Below are 17,726 nucleotides of genomic sequence, written 5' to 3' on the forward strand. Positions count from 1 at the left end.
GGAAGCCCAGACCATGATTCCACATCTGATGAAACTGCTGGGCCTGTCCGCCGCCCTCCTGGCGATCAGCCAGGGCGTGCGCGCCGAAGACGTCAAGGCCCCTACCTTCAGCGCCGAGCCTTGCTGCCAGCTGTGCCCTGAAGCGCATGACGCCAGCCGCTACACCACCCGTTACCAGCAGAACTTCACTACGCTGGTGCAGGCCAAGGGCGACTGGCTGTTCCGTACCCGCGAAGACCTGCGTACCGAGTTCAACACCACCCCCGCCGGCTACAAGCGCCTGCAGCAAGTACATGACGCGTTCAAGAAGCGCGGTGTGGAACTGGTGGTGGTGTACCAGCCAACCCGTGGCCTGGTGAACCGCAACATGCTCAACCCGGCGGAAAAAGCCGCCTTCGACTACCAGAAGGCCCTGGGCAATTACCAGGCAATGCTCAAGCGTTTCGCCAGCATGGGCTACAACGTCCCAGACCTTTCACCGCTGACCAACGAACAACTGGCCGCTGCCGACCAGGGCAAGGACTTCTACTTCCGTGGCGACCAGCACTGGACGCCGTATGGCGCCGAGCGCGCGGCGAAGATCGTGGCCGAGACCGTGCACAAGATGCCGGCCTTCGAAGGCATCCCGCGCAAGGAGTTCGAAACGAAGAAGTCCGGGCGCATGGGCAAGACCGGCACCTTGCATAACGTTGCCGGCCAGCTCTGTGGCACCAGCTACGCCGTGCAGTACATGGACCAGTTCGCCACCGAGCCGAAAGGCTCCGACGGTGGCGGTGACGACCTGTTCGGTGACGCCGGCAACGCGCAGATCACCTTGGTCGGTACCAGTCACAGCGGCAAGAACTACAACTTTGCGGGCTTCCTGCAACAGTACATTGGTGCCGATGTATTGAACGTGGCCTTCCCCGGCGGTGGCCTGGAAGGCTCGATGATCCAGTACCTGGGCAGCGAGGAATTCCAGAAGAACCCGCCGAAGATTCTGATCTGGGAATTCTCCCCGCTGTATCGCCTGGACCAGGAAACCATCTGGCGGCAGATCCTTGGCCTGCTCGACGACGGCTGCGATGACCGCCCGGCCCTGATGAGCGCCAGCGCCACCCTCAAGCCCGGCAAGAACGAGCTGATGGTCAACGGCAAGGGTGGCGTGCTCAAGGACCTGGTCAACCGCAACATACAAATGGATGTGAAATTCGAAGACCCGTCGGTGAAGGTGCTGCAGGCCACCCTCTGGTACCTCAACGGCCGCCACGAGGACATCAAGCTGGAAAAACCGGAAACCTCCGACACCGACGGCCGCTTCGTCTTCCAGATGCGCGAAGACGAGGACTGGGCCAGCCAGAGCCTGCTGGCGTTCGAGGTGCAGGGGCCGGAAAGCGGCACCCAGAAAGTCGAAGCCAAGCTCTGCAAACGCAACAACTTCGCCGTGCCCGCGCAGACCGCGCAGGCCGGCCAGTGAGGCGATCATGATCCCGTTCAAGCGAATTTCCCGCCCCGCCCTGCTTGCCCTGGCGCTGTGCGGCGGTGCTGCGCACGCCGCGCTGGTACCGCCCCAGGGTTACTACGAGGGGATCGAAAAGCTCAAGACCGGCGACGGCAACTTCCGCTGCGAAGCTGCCCCCAAGCCGTACACCGGCGCCCTTCAGTTCCGCAGCAAGTACGAAGGCTCGGACAAGGCGCGGGCCACGCTCAATGCCGACTCGGAAAAGGCTTTTCGCAAGTCGACCGAGGACATCACCACCCTTGAGAAAGGCGTGAGCAAGATGATCGGCCAGTACATGCGTGACGGCCGCCCGGCGCAGCTCGAGTGCACCCTGGCCTGGCTGGGCAGCTGGGCCCGCGCCGATGCGCTGATGTCCACCGACTACAACCACACCGGCAAGTCGATGCGCAAATGGGCGTTGGGCAGCATGAGTGGTTCGTGGCTGCGCCTGAAGTTCTCCAATTCGCAGCCGCTGGCCGCGCACCAGGCCGAGGCCGAGCTGATCGAAAAATGGTTCGCCCGCCTGGCCGAACAGACCGTGCGCGACTGGAGCGACCTGCCGCTGGAGAAGATCAACAACCACAGCTACTGGGCAGCCTGGGCGGTGATGGCCAGCGCCGTGGCCACCGACCGTCGCGACCTGTTCGACTGGGCCGTGAAGGAATACCGGGTTGGCGCCAACCAGGTCGACGAGCAGGGCTTCCTGCCCAACGAGCTGAAGCGCAAGCAACGCGCCCTGGCCTACCACAACTACGCCCTGCCGCCGTTGGCGATGATCGCCAGCTTCGCCCAGGTCAATGGCGTGGACGTGCGCGGCGAGAACAACAACGCCCTGCAGCGCCTGGCGCAGCGGGTGCTGAACGGGTCGAAGGACCCCAGCGCGTTCAAGGCCCGCAATGGCGAGAAACAGGACATGAAAGACCTGAAGATCGACAGCAAGTACTCGTGGATGGAGCCCTACTGCAGCCTGTATGCGTGCAGTGGCGACACCCTGCAACGCAAGCGCGGCATGCAGCCGTTCAACAGCTTCCGGCTGGGTGGCGACCTGACCCGGGTCTATGACCCTGGCGCAGAGAGCAAGAAGTAACACACCCCGATGTGGGGATGAAACCTGTGGGAGCTGGCTTGCCGGCGATGGGCTGCGTAGCAGCCCCTGTCAACCGCTGGGCAAGGCTTCGCCTTGCATCGCCGGCAAGCCAGCTCCCACAGAGGTACTAGGTTGCCTTCCGGTTTTTTACTGGGGGGTTTGGGGGGCGCTTTGCCCCGGATGCTGTGAACAAAAAGGAGAACCGGGATGGTCTTCTCGTCCAACGTGTTCCTGTTCCTGTTCTTGCCGATCTTCCTCGGCCTGTACTACTTGAGCGGGCAACGTTATCGCAACCTGCTGCTGCTGGTCGCCAGCTACATCTTCTACGCCTGGTGGCGAGTGGACTTCCTGGCCCTGTTCGCCGGGGTCACCCTGTGGAACTACTGGATCGGCCTGAAAGTCGGCGCCGCCGGAGTACGCACCAAGCCGGCGCAGCGCTGGCTGCTGCTCGGCGTTGGTGTCGACCTGGCGATCCTCGGCTATTTCAAGTACGCCAACTTCGGCGTCGATAGCCTGAACGCGATCATCACCTCGTTCGGCCTGGAGCCGTTCATCCTCACTCACGTGCTGCTGCCGATCGGTATCTCGTTCTACATCTTCGAGTCGATCAGCTACATCATCGACGTGTACCGCGGCGACACCCCGGCCACCCGCAACCTGATCGACTTCGCGGCGTTCGTGGCGATCTTCCCGCACCTGATCGCCGGCCCCGTGCTGCGTTTCAAGGACCTGGTCGACCAGTTCAACAACCGCACCCACACCCTGGACAAGTTCTCCGAAGGCTGCACCCGCTTCATGCAGGGCTTCATCAAGAAAGTGTTCATCGCCGATACCCTGGCGGTCGTGGCCGACCACTGCTTCGCCCTGCAGAACCCGACCACCGGCGACGCCTGGCTCGGCGCCCTGGCCTACACCGCACAGCTGTACTTCGACTTCAGCGGCTACAGCGACATGGCCATCGGCCTGGGCCTGATGATGGGCTTCCGCTTCATGGAGAACTTCAAGCAGCCGTACATCAGCCAGTCGATCACCGAGTTCTGGCGGCGCTGGCACATCAGCTTGTCGACCTGGCTGCGCGACTACCTGTACATCACCTTGGGCGGTAACCGCAAAGGCACCTTCAACACCTACCGCAACCTGTTCCTGACCATGCTGCTGGGTGGCCTGTGGCACGGTGCCAACTTCACCTACATCATCTGGGGCGCCTGGCACGGCATGTGGCTGGCCATTGAGCGCGCGCTGGGCATCGACACCAACCCGCAGCGTTTCAACCCGGTGAAGTGGGCGTTCACCTTCCTGCTGGTGGTGGTCGGCTGGGTGATCTTCCGTGCCGAGAACCTGGAAGTGGCCGGTCGCATGTACGGCGCCATGTTCAGCTTCGGCGACTGGCAGCTGTCGGAACTCAACCGTGCCCAGCTCACCGGCCTGCAGGTAGCCACCCTGGTAGTCGCCTACATCACCCTGGCGTTCTTCGGCCTGCGCGACTTCTACCGCAACGCCAGGCCAACGCCCAAGGCCACCCCGGTGCAGGTCAACAGCGACGGCTCGATCGGCCTGGACTGGACCCGGGTGATGACCCGAGCCCTGGTGCTGCTGCTGTTCGTGGCCTCGATCCTCAAGCTTTCGGCGCAGAGCTACTCGCCGTTCCTGTACTTCCAGTTCTGAGGTGGATGACATGACCCGGACATTGCGCATTACCTATTCGCTATCGTTTCTCGGCCTGCTGGTGGGCATGGGCGTGTGGTCCACCGGTGGCCTGCAAAGCTTCCAGCGTACCGAGCAGATGACCCTGCTCAACGGCAAGCTGGCCAAGGCCGCCGAGACCCACTATGACGAGCAGTTCCCGATCAAGCGCCTGGGTACCAACCTGTGGGCGGCGATGGACTTCAAGCTGTTCAACGAAGGCCGCCCCGGCGTAGTGCTGGGCCGCGACCAGTGGCTGTTCAGTGACGAAGAGTTCAAGCCCACCGCAGGTGCCGAGCAGCTGATGCAGGAAAACCTGGCGCTTATCCGTGGCGTGCGTGACACCCTGCAGCAGCACGGCAGCCAGCTTGTATTAGCGATCGTGCCTGCCAAGGCGCGGGTGTACGCCGAGTACCTGGGCAAGGAACTGCCGACCAGCCTGCATGACGACCTGTACAACCAGTTCCATGCCCAGGCACGCCAGGCCAATGTGTTCGCCCCGGACCTGATGGCACCCATGGAGCAGGCCAAGGCCCGCGGCCAGGTGTTCCTGCGCACCGACACCCACTGGACGCCGATGGGCGCCGAAGTGGCCGCCCAGGCCCTGGCCGAAGCGGTCGGCCGCCAGAGCCTGCTCAATGGTGAGCCACAAACGTTCATCACCGAAGCCGGCAGCACCGCGCCGTACAAAGGCGACCTGACCAACTTCCTGCCACTGGACCCGCTGTTCAGCAACCTGCTGCCGGCCCCGGACAACCTGCAGCAGCGCACCACTCGCCCGGTCGAGGCCGAGGGTGAAGCCGGTGACGCACTGTTCGCCGACACGCAGATCCCGGTGGCACTGGTAGGCACCAGCTACAGCGCCAACCCGCACTGGAACTTCCTCGGCGCGTTGCAGCAGGCCCTGCGCAGCGACGTGGCCAACTACGCCGAAGACGGCCATGGCCCGCTACTGCCGATGCTCAAGTACCTGCAAAGCGATGCCTTCAAGAACGCCGCACCCCAGGTGGTGGTGTGGGAATTCCCCGAACGTTATCTGCCAATGAAGAACGACCTCAGCAGCTTCGATCCGCAGTGGATCGCCCAGCTGAAGAACACCCGTAAATCCGAAGAAAACCTGGCTTTGTCGTCCACCCGGACTAACCACTAATCAGAGGAACCTGCACATGACTACCAAGACTTCCATTGCCAAAGCCCTCACCCTCGCTGCCGGCCTGTCCCTGGCCTCCATGCAGGCCTTCGCCGGCGCCGATGCCGCACTGTATGGCCCGAGCGCACCGAAAGGCTCGAGCTTCGTGCGCCTGTACAACGCTTCCAGCGCACCGGCGGCAGCTTCGGTCGGCAACACCCAGATCAAGCAGGTTGGCGCACAGGGCAGCAGTGACTTCAGCTTCCTGCCAGGGGGTGACTACACCGCCCAGGTCGGCGGCAAGAGCGTGCCGGTCAAGCTGGCTGCGGACAAGTACTACACCCTGGTCAACAGCACCAGCGGCAACCCGCAACTGATCGAAGAGCCACCGTTCAAGAACAAGCAGAAAGCCCTGGTTCGCGTGCAGAACCTGAGCGACCAGCAACTGACCCTGAAGACCGCCGACGGCAAGACCGAAGTGGTCAAGCCGGTGGCCGCCAACGGCCGTGGCGAACGCGAAATCAACCCGGTCAAGGTCAACCTGGCGCTGTACCAAGGAGACAAGAAAGTGGGCGACGTCAAACCCGTCGCCCTGGAGCGCGGCGAAGCCGCAGTGCTGTACGTAACGGGTTCCGGCAACGCCTTGTCGCCGGTGTGGGTAACTCGCCCCGTGGCTAGCAACTGATTGCCCCTGCCTCTCAACGACTATTGGAGAAACATGATGATCCCGGTAATTCTTTCTGGTGGTAGCGGTTCGCGTCTGTGGCCTCTGTCGCGCAAGCAGTTCCCCAAACAGTTCCTGGCCCTGACCGGTGAACACACCCTGTTCCAGCAAACCCTCGAGCGCCTGGTGTTCGAAGGCATGGACACGCCGATCGTGGTCTGCAACAAGGACCACAAATTCATCGTGCAGGAGCAACTGGCCGCGCTGAAGCTGGAAACCCAAGGCATCCTGATGGAACCGTTCGGCCGCAATACCGCGCCGGCCGTGGCCATGGCTGCCATGAAGCTGGTCAACGAAGGTCGCGACGAGTTGATGCTGGTGCTGCCTGCCGACCACGTGATCGATGACCAGAAGGCACTGCAACGGGCCCTGGCCTTGGCCACCGTGGCCGCCGAGCGTGGCGAGATGGTGCTGTTCGGTGTGCCGGCGACCAAGCCGGAAACCGGTTACGGCTACATCCGTTCCAGCCAGGACGCCCTGCTGCCTGAGGGCGTGGCGCGGGTGGCGCAGTTCGTCGAGAAACCCGACGAAAAACGCGCCGCCGAGTTCGTCCAGGCTGGCGGTTACTTCTGGAACAGCGGCATGTTCCTGTTCCGTGCCAGCCGCTTCCTGGAAGAATTGAAGAAGCACGACGGCGACATCTACGACACCTGTGTGCTGGCCCTGGAGCGCAGCCAGGAAGACGGTGATGTGCTGAGCATCGACGAAGCCACCTTCGCCTGCTGCCCGGACAACTCCATCGACTACGCGGTGATGGAAAAGACCCAGCGCGCCTGCGTGGTGCCGATGTCGGCCGGCTGGAGCGACGTGGGCTGCTGGTCGTCGTTGTGGGAAGTGCACGAGAAGGACGACAACGGCAACGTCACCAAGGGCGATGTGGTGGTGCAGGACAGCCACAACTGCATGATCCACGGCAACGGCAAGCTGGTGTCGGTGATCGGCCTGGAGAACATCGTGGTGGTCGAGACCAAGGACGCCATGATGATTGCCCACAAGGACAAGGTCCAGGGCGTCAAGCAGATGGTCAAGACCCTTGACGAGCAGGGCCGCAGCGAAACCCAGAACCACCTGGAAGTGTATCGCCCGTGGGGCTCGTACGACTCGGTGGACATGGGCGGCCGCTTCCAGGTCAAGCACATTACCGTCAAGCCGGGTGCCAGCCTGTCGCTACAGATGCACCACCACCGCGCCGAGCACTGGATCGTGGTGTCCGGCACTGCCGAGGTGACTTGTGACGAGAACGTGTTCCTGCTGACCGAGAACCAGTCGACCTACATCCCGATCGCCTCGGTGCACCGCCTGCGCAACCCGGGCAAGATTCCGCTGGAGATCATCGAAGTGCAGTCCGGCAGCTACCTGGGCGAGGATGACATCGAGCGCTTCGAGGATGTTTACGGCCGTACCTCCACGCCGATCGAGCGTGGTGTTTCGGTGAAGACCATCGCGCAGTAATGCAACCCTGGGGCCGCTTTGCGGCCCCGCTTTTTGAGCCACTCCCCATTTCGGGCTACGATGGTCAGACCCCGCACAATCAAGGTCTGCAAGCCCCATGATCATCGGTGCCTTCCTCATCCTCACCTGGCTGGTACTGCTGTTGCGCTACCCGGCCAAGGCCCTGCCGATTTCGCTGGCTGCCGTTTGTGGCCTGGGCCTGGTGGCCCTGTTCGTGGTCTGGCAGGACACCCGCGAAACCTCGCAACTGGCCCGTCTGGACCTGCGTCTGACCTACGCCCCTGAACACTGCCCCGCCGACCGTGCCCTGCAGGTACGCATGAAGAACGGCAACGACGTGCCGCTCACCGAATTGCGCTGGCGGGTGGCGGCGTATGCGCCGGGCGATACCGTGAACCTGGCCGAGAATACCTACAACGCCCCGCGCTACCGTGGGCCGGGTGAACTGCAGCCAGGGGCCGAGTGGAAAGACTGCCTGCCACTGCCGCCACTGCGCTCCGGGTACCGGCCACAGACCCTGGAGTTTCGTGCAGAGCACCTGCAAGGTACGTTTGCCAACTAATGTATCGTCTGTACTGGCCTCTTCGCGGGCTCGCCCGCTCCCACAGGTACTCCACAGCTCTTGAGTACTGTGCAGTACCTGTGGGAGCGGGCGAGCCCGCGAAGAGGCCGGCACAGGCAACACCAACTTCCCCCGACAACAGGCCCCAACCATGCCCACCGTCCTGATCACCGGTTGTTCCAGCGGCATCGGCCGCGCCCTGGCCGATGCCTTCCGCGATGCCGGCCATCACGTTTGGGCAACCGCCCGCAAACCTGAGGACGTCGAGCAACTGAACGCCGCCGGTTACACCGCCCGGCAACTGGACGTGAACGACAGTGAGGCCCTGGCCCGCCTTGCCGAGGAGCTGCCAAGCCTCGACATCCTGATCAACAACGCCGGCTACGGCGCCATGGGCCCGTTGCTCGATGGAGGAGTGGATGCCCTGCGCCAGCAGTTCGAAACCAACGTCTTCGCTGTGGTTGGCGTTACCCGCGCATTGTTCCCGCACCTACGCCGGTCACGAGGCCTGGTGGTGAACATCGGCAGCGTATCAGGCGTGCTGGTCACCCCGTTCGCCGGCGCCTACTGCGCCTCGAAAGCAGCCGTGCATGCCCTGAGCGATGCCTTGCGCCTGGAACTGGCGCCGTTCGGTGTGCAAGTCATGGAAGTGCAGCCCGGAGCGATTGCCTCGCAGTTCGCCAGCAATGCACAGCGCCAGGCCGAGCAGGTGCTGGCTGCGGATTCGGCATGGTGGCCGTTGCGCGAGCAGGTACAGGCCCGTGCGCGGGCCTCGCAGGACAAGCCTACTTCGGCCGCGGTGTTTGCCCAGGGCGTGCTGGCGGCGGTCGGGAAGTCGCCGGTGCCGGCGGTGGTGCGATTGGGCAATGGCAGCACGGCGTTGCCGTTGATGGCCCGGCTGCTGCCGCGGCGGGTGCTGGATTGGGCGTTGCGCAAGCGGTTTGGCCTGCTGCGCCCGCTCTGATTGATTGGTTGCCTGTGCTGGCCTCTTCGCGGGCTCGCCCGCTCCCACAGGTACTCCACAGCTCTTGAGTACTGTGCAGTACCTGTGGGAGCGGGCAAGCCCGCGAAGAGGCCGGTACAGGAAAAACAGATCAGGCAATGGAACGCAGCACCCCGCCGTCAACCCGCAATGCAGCCCCGGTAGTGGCACTGGCCTGCATCGATGCCAGGTACACCACCATGTTCGCCACCTCCTCCACCGTCGCCAGCCGCTTGATCAGCGAGGTCGGCCGGTGCTCGGCAAGGAAGTTGGCTTCCAGCTCTTCAGTCGACACCCCCTGCTCCTCGGCCAGCTTGGCAAAGAAGTCGCCCACACCTTCCGAACGCGTAGGCCCCGGCAACACCGAATTCACCGTCACCCCAGTGCCGGCCAGGGTCTCGGCCAGCCCGCGTGACACCGCAAGCAACGCAGTCTTAGTCATGCCGTAATGAATCATCTCGGTCGGGATCTGCAGCGCCGACTCACTGGACAGGAACACCACCCGCCCCCATTTGCGTTCGGCCATGCCTTGGGCATAGTGGCGCGACAGGCGAACGGCACTGAGCACATTGACGTCGAAGAAACGCTGCCAGTCCTCATCCCCGATCTCGAAGAACGGCTTGGGCTCGAAGATACCCAGGTTGTTGACCAGGATGTCGGTATGCGGCACCTGGTCGAACAGCGTCTGTGCCCCTGCCTGGGTGCCCAGGTCGGCAGCGATGCCAATGATGCGCGCCTGTGGCAGACGCTCGCGCACAACTTTGAGGGCTTCGTCGACCCGGGCCTGGGTACGCCCATTGAGGACCACTTCGGCCCCCGCCTCGGCCAGGCCGATGGCGATGGCCAGGCCGATGCCGGCGGTGGAGCCGCTGACGATGGCGCGCTTGCCGTTCAGGGAAATGTGCATCTGTGCCTCCTCGTCTGTCTGGGAAATCGCAGGGGGCTGCTTTGCAGCCCATCGCGACACAAGGCCGCTCCTACAGGCGGGCGCAATCCCCTGTAGGAGCGGCCTTGTGTCGCGATGGGTCGCAAAGCGGCCCCCAAAATCACACTTTCTTCACAGGCTGCTCATCAAACGCCTGCCAGCCGCCACCCAGGGCCTTGTACAGCCCCACCAGTGCCTGCGACACCGCCGCCGAACTGTCAATCCACTGCTCCTCGCTGGCCAGCAATGCACCCTGCACCGTCAGCACATTGAGAAAGTCCACCGCCCCTTCCACATACTGACGCTGGGCAGTTTCCAGGGCGATGCGGTTCTGCCGCACTGCCTCGGCCAAGTGATCGCGGCGCAACTGGCTGGCGTTGTACAGGCGTAGCACATCATCGATTTCATGCCAGGCACCCAGCACCACCTTGCGGTAGTTGAGCGCCGCTTCCTGCTGCTGCGCCTCGCGCAGTTCCAGGGTGCCCGTGAGCCGGCCACCCTCGAAGATCGGTAGCGACAGCTGTGGCCCGAAGGCGAAACGGCGCGCATCCCACGCGCCGAAATCGGACAGCTGCATGGCCTGGAACCCGACACTGCCCGACAGCCGGATACTCGGGTAGAAGTCGGCCTTGGCCACGCCAATGCTGGCGGTGGCGGCATGCAGGCGGGCTTCGGCCTGGCGAATGTCCGGGCGGCGCTCGGCCAGTTCGGACGGCAATCCAATGGCGAAGGTCTGCTGCGGCGCAGGCAGTTCGCCGCCCAGCAGCAACTCGGCCTGCAGGCTGCGCGGCGGTTCGGCGGCGAGCAGGCTGAGGGCATTGATCAGGTCATCGCGCCGTGCTTCCAGGCTTGGCAGGCGCGACTCGATCGAGGCGACCTGGGCACTGGCCTGGGCCACGTCCAGGCGCGTGGCGACACCTTCGGCCTGGCGGTTTTCGGACAACTTCAGGCTGTGCCGGGCGACCTCGAGGTTGTCGCGGGTCACATCGATGGTGTGCTGCACGGCGCGTAGCTGGATGTAGTTACCAGCGGTTTCCGCAAGCAATGCCAGCAGCACGCCACGGCGGTCGTTCTCGGCCACTTCGACCGTGGCATCGGCAGCCTCGACCTGGCGCCGCACGCGGCCCCACAGGTCCAGCTCCCAACCCGCCACCAAGTCACCCTGCCAGAGATTGAAGGCTTCCTTGCCTGCCTTGCCGGACGGGTCGCTCAGGCCTTCACCACTGTTGCGCGCGCGGCTGTAGCCGGCATTCACACCCACCGACGGTACTTCGTCCGCAGCCACGGTGCTGCGCAGGGCGCGGCTTTGCAACAGGCGGGCGCTGGCCATCTGCAGGTCGAGGTTGCGCTCGGCAACGCGCTGGATCAAGGCACTCAGGCGGGCATCATGGAAGCTCTCCCACCAGCGCAGTTCCAGCGGTTCGGCCTGCGGCTGGCTGGCCGCCGCCTCGCCTTGCAGCGGAGCCCACTGTTGCGGTGCCTGGCTGTCAGGGCGCAGGAAGTCCGGGCCCAAGGTGCAGCCGGCCATCAGCGCAGCCAGCAGCAACGGGCTCAAGCGTAATGCCGGTTTCATCGTGCACTTACCTCTTTGCCGTCCAGCTTGTCGCCGCGGGTATCGATGGTCGCCTCCACCGACATGCCGACGCGCAGGCGGGCAAGCAGCGGCTGGCCGTCATCGAAAACGATCTTCACCGGGATGCGCTGCACCACCTTGGTGAAGTTGCCGGTAGCGTTGTCCGGCTTGACCGCGGCGAAGGTCACGCCGGTGGCAGGGGCGATGCTTTGCACATGGCCTTGCAGCTTCTCGCCGGCAAAGGTGTCGACACTGATGCTCACGGCCTGGCCAGGCTGTACGTGGGTCAGCTGGGTTTCCTGGAAGTTGCCGACCACATAGGCCTGCTGCAACGGCACCACCGACAGCAGGCGGGCGCCCGGGTTGACGTAGGCACCGACACGCAAGGCGCGCTCGCCGACCATGCCGTCCACCGGCGCGGTGATGCGGGTATAGGACAGATCGAGCCGGGCCTTTTCCAGCCCCGCCTCGGCCCGCTTCAGCTGCCCGTCGGCACTGGCCACCTGGGCGGCAAGGATATCCACCTGCTTGCGTGCCGCGACCAGTGCCGCCTGGGCATTGGCCAGGCGCGCGCGGGCCTGGTCGACCCCGCTGCGCGCCTGCTGGGCATTCTGCACAGTGCCGGCACCCTGCTCGGCCAGGCGGCTGTAGCGGTTGACCTCATGGTCGGCGAACGCAGCTTCGGCCTGGGCCGCTTTCACTGCTGCCTCAGCCTGGGCAATCAGCGAGGCCTGGCGCTCGAGGGTGGCGCGAGCATCGGCGCTTTGCGCCTGGGCCACCAACAACTGTGCCTGTGCGGCATCCAGCGCGGCCTGGTAGTCACGGGCATCGATGGTCGCCAGCAACTGGCCGGCCTTGACCTGCTGGTTGTCTTCCACCAGCACCTCCTTGATGAAGCCGGCGACCTTGGGCGCGACCACGGTGTAGTCGGCAATCACATAGGCGTCATTGGTGCTTTGGCGGTGGTCGCTGCCGAACATCCAGGGGCCGACGATGCCGGCCAGCACGGCCACGGCAAGCACCGAGCCGATGAACAGGGTTTTGCGGTTGTTGGTCATTTCAGTGGTTCTCGAATTCATCCAGGGTTCAGGCCACCGCGCGCGGCGGATAGACCCGGGTAGGCACGAAAGGAATCAGGCAGATCAGGGCCACGGCAATGCAGGCCATGACCAGGTACAGGTCAGCCGAGGTCAGCACCAGCGCCTGGTCGTGGATGCGCCTGGCCAGGCCGGCTGCGTTATCGTCGACCAACGGGGCGTTGCCCAGGCTGTCCACCAGGTGGTTGGAATGAAAGTGCCGACGCAGGGTGCCAAGGGCGTCCAGCAGGCCACCGGCGATTACCGCGGCCAGGCCCTTGACGGTGTTGAACCAGCTGGAGGCAAACGGACCTTCCTGCGGGGTCATGCCGTTGGTGGACAGCATCAGCAGCGGCAGCACTGCCATTGGCTGGCCGAACACCTGCAGCAGGTAGAACGGGTAGAAGTCGCCACGGATCCACTCGCTGGTCAGCAGGCTGCTGCCCACACAGGACACCGCCAGCATCGCCAGGCCGATGCCCAGCACCCAACGGCAGTCCACCGCGCGGATGTTGCACAGCGTCGCCGTCAGCGGCAGGGCAATCAGCTGCGGCATGGCTACCAGCATCATCAGCGGGCTGGTCTGCGCCGGGCGGTAGCCCTGGATCTGCGCCAGGTAGGCCGACGGAATGCTGCCCACGCCCGAGAGCACGATCAGCACACCAGCCAGGGTCACCAGGGCGAAACTCAGGTTGCGCCGCGACAGCATGCGCAACTGGAAGAATGGCAGCGGCTCGGACCATTCGTTGTACATGAACAGCACCAGCAACAGCAGGCCGCCACCGAGCAGCCAACAGATCAGCGGCGAATCGAACCAACCCCAGCGGTCACCCAGCGACAGGCCCAGCACGATGCAGCTGATGGCGGGCAAGCCGAGCAGCACACCGCGCCAGTCGAACTGCTTGAAGCGCTCCAGGCGCAGCGGGTCCTGCGGCAAGCCCCAGCCGACGCAGAACATGGCCAGCGCCGAGGGCAGGATGATCTGCCAGAACGCCCACTGCCAGCCGACGTATTCGGTCCACAGCCCTGCCAGCGGCGTGCCGAGGTTGGGGCCGAAGGTGGCGGTGAGGGCATAGCAGGCCAGGCCATAGACCTTGATGCCCGGTGGCAGGAAGCGCAGGGCCACGCTCATCAGCATCGGCGGCAAGGCGCCAGAGGCGAAGCCCTGAAGCACACGCAGCAGCATCAGGCTGTGCAGGTTGGGGGCGAACGGTTGCAGCAGGCCGAGCACGGCGAAAAGGCCGATAGCGCTCATGGTGAAGCGCCGCAGCGAGAACGTGGTGGCCAGCCATGGCGCGAAGGCCATGGCCGAGACCGAGGCGGCGCTGTAAACCGCCAGCAGCCAGGCGCCTTCGTCGGCACCGATGCCCATGGCGCCGCGGATATCGGCCAGGGAGATCTTGGTCACCGACTCGTTTAGGCCCGCGCACAATACGGCCAGCAACACACCGAACAACCCGACCACTACCTGCAGGCCGAACGCAGTCTGCGCAGGCGCGGCCGGCGCGGGGGCGGCGGCAATCGCGGCAGACGGGGCGGACAGGGAATTCATGGGCAGACATCTCCAGCAACAAATTTGCGACTGGAGCAAGTCTAAGAAGGTCGAATGCTGACGAAAACTGACTTCTTGGCAGGTTTATGTTGCGTTGGACGCAATCCACCTTTTGCAGGTCTGGCCCTATCGCCGGCAAGCCAGCTCCCACAGGGTACTGCGTAGCCTTCGAGACAGGCACCGATCCTGTGGGAGCTGGCTTGCCGGCGATAAGGCCCTCAAAGGCAATCAAGGGTCGACACTGCAGCAAGCCTTCAGGGTCTGCCGCAACCATCGATGCGCCGGGTCATTGTGAAACCTCGGGTGCCACGCCTGCAGCACGGTCACCCGCTCCAGCGGCACCGGGATCTCGAACGAACGCAGCGGCAGCCCGAGCTTGTGTACGCTGTTGAGGATATTCGCCGGCATCGGCAGGATCAGGTCGGAATCCGGCAACGAGAACAGCGCCGAGTGAAAGCTCGGGGTAATCAGCGCCACCCGCCGCTGCACCTTGAAGTTGGCCAGCTCAACATCGATCGGCCCATTGGCCCGACCACGGCGGGACACGCTGATCTGTGAATAGCTGGCAAAGCTGGTCGGCGTGATCGGCTGGTCAAAGATCGGGTGGTCACGCCGAGCCAGGCCGACATAGTAGGTCTGGAACAGGCTCTGCACCTTGATTTCCGGGCCCAGGTCCACGGTCGAGCTGATGATCAGGTCGGTACGCCCGTCGCGCAGTACGCTGTCGTCGTCACCGCCAGGGCTTTCCGGCACGAAGCGCAGCACCGTGCGCGGCGCCTGTTCATGCATGCGCCGCAGCAATTGGGCGCCGTAGAGGGCGATGAACAGGTCATTGGTGCGAATGTTGAAGGCTCGGTCGAGCTTGCCCAGGTCGACCTCGTCGGCACTGCGGAACACCTCTCCAGCCTGTTCCACCAATGCTGCCACCTGTTCGCGCAGGGCCAGCGCCCGAGGCGTCGGCACCAGGCCACGGCCGGCGCGCACCAGGATCGGATCACCCAGTGCCTCGCGGATACGCCCCAAGGTCCGGCTCATCGCCGCCGGGCTCAGGTTCATGCGCTGCGCCGCGCCAACCACGCTGCCCTCGTCGAGCAGGGCATCGAGGGCGACGAGCAGGTTCATGTCCGGGAGTTGCATGGCCGTTTTCCGTTACAGCTGTGGGGAATCGCGATGGTAGCAGGTTGCTGGATTGCACCAGACGCAATGCGCTCGTGCGTGGTGGGGCATTTATTCAGGCAGTGAATTGGGCCAAGAATGATGTATGGCAGGTTCGGCCCTTTCTCGGGCAAGCCCGCTCCCACAGGTACACCACAGCACTCGAAACCTGTGCAGTCCCTGTGGGAGCGGGCTTGCCCGCGAAAGGGCCAGAACATACAACCACTCAGCCAGCCTGCAATAAGGATCCCCAATGCCCAGCCCCGTCCTGATCGCTATCGACGCCTCCCCCGCCTCCACCGCCCTGCTCACCCTCGCCCGCCAATTCTGTCGCCCCGGCGAGCACGAACTGCACGTGCTGCTGGCCATCGACTCTACCTTCGCCGTCCACGACCAACCCGCGCCCTATACCACGGAAGAACTGGAAGAATACCCCGCCGCCTGCGAAGAGCAGCACCAGGCCGACCAGGCCGTGGCCGAGGCTGTACGCACGTTGCAACAAGCCGGCTTCGCCAGCCAGGGCTGCATGGTCGCCGGGCAACCGGTCGAGGCGATCGTGGCCAAGGCGCAGGAGCTGAACTGCGAACTGATCATCATGGGCCACCGCCACCTGTCGCGGCTGGGGCGGATGCTGGACCCGTCGATCAGCGCGAAGGTGATCGACCGGGTGAAGGTACCGGTGTTGGTGGGGCCTGCTTGTTAGCAGTCATGGGCGGTGCCGCAAACCCAGTTTGACCATGCTTCGGGAAAACCATCATAACGGGTAAGCCAGGGCTTCAACTCCGGGCTTACCCAACCAATAACTTCCAGGCACAGCAGATGCCGTTGACGAATATCGGGGTCCAACCAGAGCAAGGCATCGTGGTGAGCTGCTCGATTGCGTAGATCCCGAATCAGGTTCAATACCTTTTACGCAGTAGCGGCAGCGGTTTTACGAGGGTTGATGGCGTATCGAGCAAGGCGAGGCTTGGAAAAAGCCTGCTCAAGAAATTGGCTCCAGTCCTGGTTTGTCAAACTCGTCCTTCCTGTATTAGCATTCGCGATGCAGCCCTATGCCGCCCTCTCCCAGAAGACCTGATGGTCATGCTGGTGATGACGCTAGGTACGTATCAATGGCCCCGTCTACCGGGGCCATTTCTTTTCCGGCTCGCTAGCAATGCAAACTGCGTGCGACGAGAAAACGGCATTGTGCAACGCGGGCTACAGGTGTCTCATAACATCCGCTTCTTACCCTCGTGTAGTCCTTTTCCTAAACCCGTAAATTGGTCCAACCCTATCCCTCGCTCGGCTTCACCACCACCGTACAGGTAGTCCCCGCCGCCAGCAAAAACCCTTCCGGCACTTCATCGATATGAATGCGCACCGGCACCCGCTGCGCCAGGCGCACCCAGTTGAAGGTGGGGTTTACGTCAGCAATCAGCTCGCGGCTCTGTGGGTTGTCGCGGTCGTAGATGCCGCGGGCGATGCTCTCCACATGGCCTTTGATGCGCTCGCCACTCATCATCTGCAGCTCGGCCGGGTCACCCACCTTCACATGCGGCAGCTTGGTCTCCTCGAAGAACCCGTATACCCAGAACGAGTTTTCGTCGACCACCGCCATTACCGCCTCACCGGTACGCGCATAGTCCCCCTTGTGGATGTTCAGGTTGGTCACGTAGCCGTCCACCGTGGCCACGATCTGGGTACGCTTGAGGTTCAGCTCGGCGGCAGCCAGTTCGGCAAGGGCCTGCTGGTAATCGGCCTGGGCCGAGTTGGCGATGTTGCTGGCGTCGTCGCGGTTTTCCTTGGAAATCACCAGGTTGTCCATGTCGGCACGGCGCTTGGCATTGACCTTGCGCATTTCCCAGGTGGCCTTGCGCGATGCAACCTGCGCCTTGGCCTGATCAACCGCCAGTTGGTAGTGCTCGGGGTCGATCTGGATCAGCAAGTCGCCCTTTTTCACGCGCTGGTTGTCCTTGACCGGCACATCCACCACATAGCCAGGCACGTCGGCAGCGACGTTGATGATGTCGGCACGCACACGGCCGTCGCGGGTCCATGGCGTGGTCATGTAATGCAGCCACAACTGGCGACCGATCACCACGGCAGCGGCCAGCACCAACAGGGTGGCGATCAGGCTGAAGAACTTTTTCATCGAAGGATTCTCACCAGTAGAGCGACAGCGCCAGGGCGCCGAACAGGCAGACGAACAGGCTCAGACGCAACAGCGCCGGGTGCCAGAAGAAGCGATAGCCATCATGGCTGGCAATGAACCGGTCCAGCCCCCAGGCCAGGCCCAGGGCGAACAGGAACATCAAGGTCATGGTGGGCATGTACACGCCATGGAAAGCGATTTCTCGGGGCATG

At 63.8% G+C, this 17,726-nt stretch carries 16 protein-coding genes; 9 read left to right on the forward strand and 7 right to left on the reverse strand.

From position 1 onward, the window contains the following. Positions 1-13 precede the first annotated feature (13 nt). From QIY50_06125 to QIY50_06160, 8 genes are all read left to right on the forward strand, one after another. On the forward strand, positions 14-1,456 hold the full coding sequence (locus tag QIY50_06125; GenBank protein WGV21794.1) for an alginate O-acetyltransferase: 1,443 nt from the start codon (positions 14-16) through the stop codon (positions 1,454-1,456). A gap of 7 nt (positions 1,457-1,463) precedes the next feature. Next, positions 1,464-2,567, forward strand: coding sequence for a mannuronate-specific alginate lyase (locus tag QIY50_06130; GenBank protein ID WGV21795.1), 1,104 nt, complete (start codon positions 1,464-1,466; stop codon positions 2,565-2,567). A gap of 207 nt (positions 2,568-2,774) precedes the next feature. Further along, positions 2,775-4,232 (forward strand): MBOAT family protein, encoded by a 1,458-nt coding sequence (locus QIY50_06135; protein ID WGV21796.1) that lies wholly within the window; start codon positions 2,775-2,777, stop codon positions 4,230-4,232. Between the two features lie 10 nt (positions 4,233-4,242). Further along, entirely contained in the window at positions 4,243-5,400 is a 1,158-nt protein-coding gene (locus tag QIY50_06140; GenBank protein ID WGV21797.1) for an alginate O-acetyltransferase, read from the forward strand. 16 nt (positions 5,401-5,416) lie between these two features. Further along, on the forward strand, positions 5,417-6,064 hold the full coding sequence (locus QIY50_06145; protein ID WGV21798.1) for an alginate O-acetyltransferase AlgF: 648 nt from the start codon (positions 5,417-5,419) through the stop codon (positions 6,062-6,064). A 36-nt stretch (positions 6,065-6,100) separates the two neighbouring features. Then, positions 6,101-7,555 (forward strand): mannose-1-phosphate guanylyltransferase/mannose-6-phosphate isomerase, encoded by a 1,455-nt coding sequence (locus QIY50_06150; protein WGV21799.1) that lies wholly within the window; start codon positions 6,101-6,103, stop codon positions 7,553-7,555. A 97-nt stretch (positions 7,556-7,652) separates the two neighbouring features. Then, on the forward strand, positions 7,653-8,117 hold the full coding sequence (locus QIY50_06155) for a multidrug transporter (GenBank protein WGV21800.1): 465 nt from the start codon (positions 7,653-7,655) through the stop codon (positions 8,115-8,117). Positions 8,118-8,268: 151 nt separating this feature from the next. Beyond that, entirely contained in the window at positions 8,269-9,081 is an 813-nt protein-coding gene (locus QIY50_06160) for an SDR family oxidoreductase (protein ID WGV21801.1), read from the forward strand. 130 nt (positions 9,082-9,211) lie between these two features. Here QIY50_06160 and QIY50_06165 read toward each other — a convergent pair whose 3' ends face one another. From QIY50_06165 to QIY50_06185, 5 genes are all read right to left on the reverse strand, one after another. Beyond that, positions 9,212-10,006 carry an SDR family oxidoreductase gene (locus tag QIY50_06165; protein WGV21802.1) on the reverse strand — a complete coding sequence of 265 codons (795 nt, stop codon included), beginning with the start codon at positions 10,004-10,006 and terminating at the stop codon, positions 9,212-9,214. 139 nt (positions 10,007-10,145) lie between these two features. Then, entirely contained in the window at positions 10,146-11,597 is a 1,452-nt protein-coding gene (locus tag QIY50_06170) for an efflux transporter outer membrane subunit (protein WGV21803.1), read from the reverse strand. Beyond that, the gene (locus tag QIY50_06175; protein ID WGV21804.1) at positions 11,594-12,655 is read right to left on the reverse strand and encodes an HlyD family secretion protein; all 1,062 of its coding nucleotides are present in this window, start codon (positions 12,653-12,655) and stop codon (positions 11,594-11,596) included. The genes QIY50_06170 and QIY50_06175 overlap by 4 nt, the downstream gene beginning before the upstream one ends. Before the next feature lie 28 nt (positions 12,656-12,683). Next, a complete protein-coding gene (locus QIY50_06180; GenBank protein ID WGV21805.1) occupies positions 12,684-14,225 on the reverse strand; it encodes an MFS transporter in 1,542 nt (513 codons plus the stop codon). A 228-nt stretch (positions 14,226-14,453) separates the two neighbouring features. Beyond that, complete coding sequence (locus QIY50_06185) at positions 14,454-15,362, reverse strand: LysR family transcriptional regulator (GenBank protein WGV21806.1); 909 nt, start codon at positions 15,360-15,362, stop codon at positions 14,454-14,456. A 271-nt stretch (positions 15,363-15,633) separates the two neighbouring features. Here QIY50_06185 and QIY50_06190 point away from each other — a divergent pair, with 271 nt between their 5' ends. Then, on the forward strand, positions 15,634-16,083 hold the full coding sequence (locus tag QIY50_06190) for a universal stress protein (GenBank protein WGV21807.1): 450 nt from the start codon (positions 15,634-15,636) through the stop codon (positions 16,081-16,083). Between the two features lie 570 nt (positions 16,084-16,653). Here the strand turns inward: QIY50_06190 and QIY50_06195 are convergent. Together QIY50_06195 and QIY50_06200 are read right to left on the reverse strand one after the other, a co-directional pair. After that, the gene (locus QIY50_06195) at positions 16,654-17,514 is read right to left on the reverse strand and encodes an HlyD family secretion protein (GenBank protein WGV21808.1); all 861 of its coding nucleotides are present in this window, start codon (positions 17,512-17,514) and stop codon (positions 16,654-16,656) included. A gap of 10 nt (positions 17,515-17,524) precedes the next feature. After that, complete coding sequence (locus QIY50_06200) at positions 17,525-17,725, reverse strand: DUF1656 domain-containing protein (GenBank protein ID WGV23011.1); 201 nt, start codon at positions 17,723-17,725, stop codon at positions 17,525-17,527. Position 17,726 lies beyond the last annotated feature (1 nt).

The sequence above is a fragment of the Pseudomonas putida genome (assembly GCA_029953615.1).
Classification (GTDB): domain Bacteria; phylum Pseudomonadota; class Gammaproteobacteria; order Pseudomonadales; family Pseudomonadaceae; genus Aquipseudomonas.